Annotated in this window: 3 protein-coding genes and 1 pseudogene; all 4 read left to right on the top strand. The window is 48.0% G+C overall.

Annotated elements, in window-relative coordinates; all coding sequences use genetic code 11:
- On the top strand, positions 1-518 hold a 518-nt coding region (locus D5S03_RS10945; protein WP_287043995.1), incomplete at its 5' end, for a hypothetical protein.
- A 37-nt stretch (positions 519-555) separates the two neighbouring features.
- Positions 556-2,310 (top strand): AMP-binding protein, encoded by a 1,755-nt coding sequence (locus D5S03_RS10940; protein ID WP_008870032.1) that lies wholly within the window; start codon positions 556-558, stop codon positions 2,308-2,310.
- 308 nt (positions 2,311-2,618) lie between these two features.
- Positions 2,619-4,391 (top strand): hypothetical protein, encoded by a 1,773-nt coding sequence (locus tag D5S03_RS10935; protein ID WP_287043993.1) that lies wholly within the window; start codon positions 2,619-2,621, stop codon positions 4,389-4,391.
- A gap of 337 nt (positions 4,392-4,728) precedes the next feature.
- Positions 4,729-5,124: pseudogene (locus tag D5S03_RS10930) on the top strand (hypothetical protein); the annotation flags it as partial.

Raw genomic sequence — 5,124 nt, 5'->3', positions numbered from 1 at the left:
TATATCTGTCTGGTGCTGTAAAACCGGGGGCGCGAACATTTTCGCGGCAGTCTGTATCCATGCTGGCGGTGTTTCTGTGCCTGAGCATAGTGGGTGCCGGGCTGACAGGGTGCGGATTAAGGAGAGGGGACCCTCCGCCTGCGGAGATGACTCTCAGGATAGAGCCGGATGCAAGCGCCAACAGCGGGCGGATTTTCTACCTGATGGTGCGCTCCACGGACGAAGAGCAGTACCTTGAACATACATATTCCCACGTGGCGTCCAAAGTGTTCGGTGATCCGGCGGATCCGGACATCCTGGGTGTTTTCCCCATTCTTCCCGGCAGGGATGAAAAGATTGATGTGGTCCAGCCCCGTCAGAACCCGGTGGCCTTTTACTTTCTGTTTTCAGAACAATCGGATGACTGGCGTCACCTCATGCCCCAGCCCCTGGACGACACCTATAGAATAAGCATCCAGGATCAATCAGTCGTCATCGAAGGCCGCAGGAGCATATTCCGCAGATTTCAACGTTACTGATTTATCCGGTCCTGCTCAGGACATAAAAGGGTAGACCATGCTTGAAGACCAAAATCCCCTGGACCTTGCGGCTATAGAGAACAGCCTGTGCTGCCCCGGGATACAGGGGCCGGACAACATCGCCTGGCTGGAATCCTCCTGGGAAAATCCTGGTTCTTTCTGGCACGGACTTGTGCAGGCCCACCAGCGCCAGGTGCCGGGCCGGGTCAAAAGCGAGCTGTTCAGGCATTATGACTTTTTTTATGATCTGGCAGGCCGGTTCAAAGACAGACCGCTTCAGGCCATGCAGGTGCTGGATAGCAAGGGCCGGGCCCAGTCCCTTTCTTATGCGGAACTGGGTCGTCAGGCTGCCCTTCTAAGCCGGGCCTGGGCTGGTGCCGGGGCAAAGAACGGTCAGCTGGTGGCCTTAGTGCTTCATCCCGGTCCTGAACTGGCTGCTGCACTGCTGGCTGCTTTAAAACTGGGCCTGGTGTTTTCCTTTGTGCCTCCGCAGGGACGCTGGCTGGTGCAGAGGCGTCTAAAGGCCTTAGATCCGGATCACCTGGTTATGGACAGCCTGCACGCCGCCCAGTTGCGCGCTTATGCCTCCAGGGTACTGCCCTGGACTGTCTCGTCCTCCTCATCAGATAACTACCCGGAAACCATATCCAGCGTCTATCCCTCTGGAAGCACTGCCGCACTTCTCTTTGACCCTAGCTCCATGGAGCCGGATATGCCCCGGGCTGTCAGCTCGGATACCCTGTATCTCGGGGCCATGCGTGACGGTCTGATAGCCCTGGGGCTTCGTCCGGGGGAGTTTTTTGCTGCTCCTGGATTTAATCCCCTGACAACCTGGCCTTCCATGCTGCTGGCAAGCCTGCTGAACGCCGGAACTATTGTGCACATGACCCTGGAGCAGATTCGCGAAGATCCCCGGCGGATATTATCTGTGCCCTGCAAGGTCCTGGGAATAAGCCGCGGGCTTAGAGATATCCTGCTGAAGGAGCCCTTGAGTCTGCGCAAGAGCTGTGAGCACTGGTTCCGCCATCCCGGGGAGACTGTGGATATCACACCCTGGATGGACTGGATAGAGGCCATGGATCTCAAAAAAAGCTATGCATCCAACCTGGCCTGGACCCCGGTTCTGGGAGGGTGCTGCCTGATTTCGCCCAGACGAATGGGTATTGCGCACAACCATGTCCTGCCGGCCCCTGGCAGCCTCTGGCACCTAAGGGACATTACAGACCCATCCACCCCGTCCATGGGCGACTGGGGGGTCCTGGTTCAAAGTATTGCCCGCAATCTAGCTGGTCATGATGAGACACAACTCGAAACCACGTTGCCTGCACCAGCAGTTATAGCCCCTCAGGGGCAGGTGTGGAACTATATTCGACCTCCTCATGTGGACCAGGATGGACTGCATTTTCCGGAAAACATGGTCCAGGAAGTAGCAGCCAGTGCTCTGCCCCGGGGAGTGCTTTGCCTGCTCATTACCCTGCCGGGTTATGCCGCCAGGGATGATTCCCGCCGGGTACTGGTGGTCTTTACCGCAGCCTGCATCAGAAATGACGGCACTATGAATCCCGGCCAGGCCCAGATCCGGGACCACCTGCGCCGGACAATTTCCAGGGAGCTTGGAGCATACTACCTGCCACACAAAATAGAATTTCTGCCGCTCTTTCCCCGGATGATCCAGGCAGGGGAGATGGATCAGGAATGGTCCAGGGATCAGTACCTGAGTGGCAAACTGCACAAAAAGGCCAAAAATCAACTGTTCCGTCAGATTGGCAGGTTTCAGGCTGTGGTGGGGTGAAGTGATCGTAGCCATCAAAAGGGTTCTCAATGGTGGGTAATGGCAAAAGTCCAGGGGACTCTCCGAAGACCAGTATCCAAATTCTTCTGCATGGCTACCCAAGCCGGTATCATGCATTACTCTGAATGGCTACAAGTGTTTGACTTTATCGTATTGATTGAATGCATTTTCACCCAAGGAGGCACGACCAATGCATAAGCCATTTGTCTTTACAGTATTCAACCATGGAACAGACTATCACCCTGATAAAAATTATCATGTCAGTGACTTTTTTGCATAATCTCATGCCCAAAGGGCAGGAAGCCAGAATGACCATGGACAGTGACGGAGAGTATAAGATTGAAAATGCTCAGGAGGTCACATACATGATCAATATGGGGCCTGGATCAGAAAATCTTGAAAAAACAAGCAGGGGTTATCAATATAGCACGCCAGGTTTTCTGAACCCATTGACCGGAGAAAAAAAAACAGAGCGAGATCCATCACGACCTAATCTTTTTTCTGTCTTGGGACGATCTCCGCGCTCCAGTGCTACTGGACATAGATCGTTTGCAGAAGAAGCCAAAGGAGATACATACCGGACAGATGGGTTTGCTGGCCGTGTTTGGGGAATAGGCTGGGATGACAACGTGACTAAGGTAATGAATATAATTTTGCAGCTTACCTTAGAAAGGCGTCCTCCAGAAATTGTAAACCTTGTAGGATGGAGCAGGGGCGCTGTCACCTGTCTTCGTATAGCCAACCGGATTTTTGATGACCTTAAGTATCAGGTCAAAATCAATATTCTGGCGGTTGATCCTGTACCTGGGGGAACAACAGAAGTTACATACGATATGAAGATGATTCCTCCCAATGTGCAGTATTATCTTGCCATCATTGCCTTGGACGATGACCGTAAAAACTTTCAACCTATTGACAGAACAGAAATAATCTGTCCGGAGCCAGGCGCTGTAATTAACTTAAAAAAGTATCGAGGCGGAGAAGACAAACATAAAATCCATAACCCGCCATCTAATCCCCCACTACCACCTTCAATACATTTTCTTCCTTTCCCGGGCAATCATTCTACAGTAGTTGGAGCTTTTAAAAAATTGAGTGAAGTCGATCCAGGCTCGCTTGCAGTGTCTGATATGGTACGCCATATATCAAAAAATTTTTTATCTTATCATGGAACAGTTTTTAGTCAAAGCTATATGGATGATCCTATTCAAAATGTTGAAGATATCCTGCATTACTATAAAATTATCAATTCCTCCAAAGAGTTAATTCGTGAACGTAGTGCATCAAGCTTTTATGGTGGTAAAATAGTCGGAGGTGGTTACCAGGAAAGAAAAGTGAGAAAGATGAATCGAATTTTACATACAAGCATGCCAGATCTCTTTTTAAATGATCATGAGCATTACTGTTATGATATTTTAAAGAAATTTGGTAGATATAAGTCATGCAGGTCTCAAAATGATTTTGATATTGATGTTAAAAATTCTAGTTATGTTATTTTAAAAGAAAAAATGCCGGGATGGAGTGATAAATATGTTAAAAAATATTTTGACATCCCACCACAAGCACATCCTCAAAGCATGGGTCTGGTAAATCAAGCCTCAGATACTCAGAGTGTCAAAAGTTATGGTGTAAATATAAAAAATGGTCAGCATTGGGTTAAACGCGTCGGTGGCACAGGAACATATGTATCGCTAAAAAACTTGAACACTATAAAGATGTTTATCCAAGGAAATAGTTCGAATACAGAAACATTATTGCCTGAAAAATACACAAAGGATTCAAAGATAATCAGCCAGGATGAATGGGTAAAGTTTTCCAGATCTGGTTTTTTTGCAAAGCGAAAACGTATAATACATGTAGACGAAGCATTAAATGTTTATCGCAATTCATTTGAATATATGGACAGTGTAAGTTCTAAAGAGAAATCATTACACTTACGTCAGACAGTCCAAAAGGCATTTAATGTAGTATCTGCATGCAACTATTATCTTGCTCATGGTGGTGACAGAGAAGTAGCTGTTAAATGTCTTTTATGGGTGGTTGTTAAAGATGTTGAATTTATACGGTCTATTTTGAATTGATTACATGTAAATTTTTCATCAGAAAAAATAAGTGCTCACTGTCCCCAGACCGGTTCCGGCATCTTCCTGAAAGGTTACTTACGAGCTATCGATGGGCACGGATTGACATCAATACCGCTTGAACGGGATTTGCTGCAATTCCAGCCTGGTTCTTGACTTACCACTATAATGTCAGCGTAACTATTCAGGGGATGGCGGCGATGACTAATGGCATAAGGCCAGGGGGCTGTCCTCAGACCGGTTTCGGCATCCCCCTGAATGTGGTTCGCTGAATGTTCCCAGAAATCAATGAATTATTGCATATGCTGAATCCGTAGTTACTGAAACAGGAGGAAACATGCGTATATATGAAAGTGAAGCAGAAGTTTTGATCTGGCCTTATCACGGTATGAAGAGCCCTGGACATGCCGCTCTGAAAATCCGCACCAACAAAGATGGTGAGGTTTACCAGACATATGTAAGCTGGTGGCCTGCTGGAGGTGAAGGCAAAAATACTCCCTTTTCCTATAGACCGGCAGAAGCCCAGCCTGGGTATTATAAAGACAAGTTTTTGGAAATGAGTGCTAGTACCAGGAATAGGCTGAATGATGGAGAAATCAATAGAGATCCGAGACGGTTCCAGAAAGTATCACAAAACCCTAATACCGCTTTAGAGTTTGTAACTTCAGCCAATAAGAAATTCAATCTGCCAGGGCTGTTTTCCAGGGTTGGCAGAACCCGGAAAAGTGGGGCT

Source organism: Desulfonatronospira sp. MSAO_Bac3, assembly GCF_003838035.1.
GTDB lineage: Bacteria > Desulfobacterota > Desulfovibrionia > Desulfovibrionales > Desulfonatronovibrionaceae > Desulfonatronospira > Desulfonatronospira thiodismutans.
Note: the sequence above shows the minus strand (reverse complement) of the source record. Positions and strands in the feature narration are given on the sequence as shown.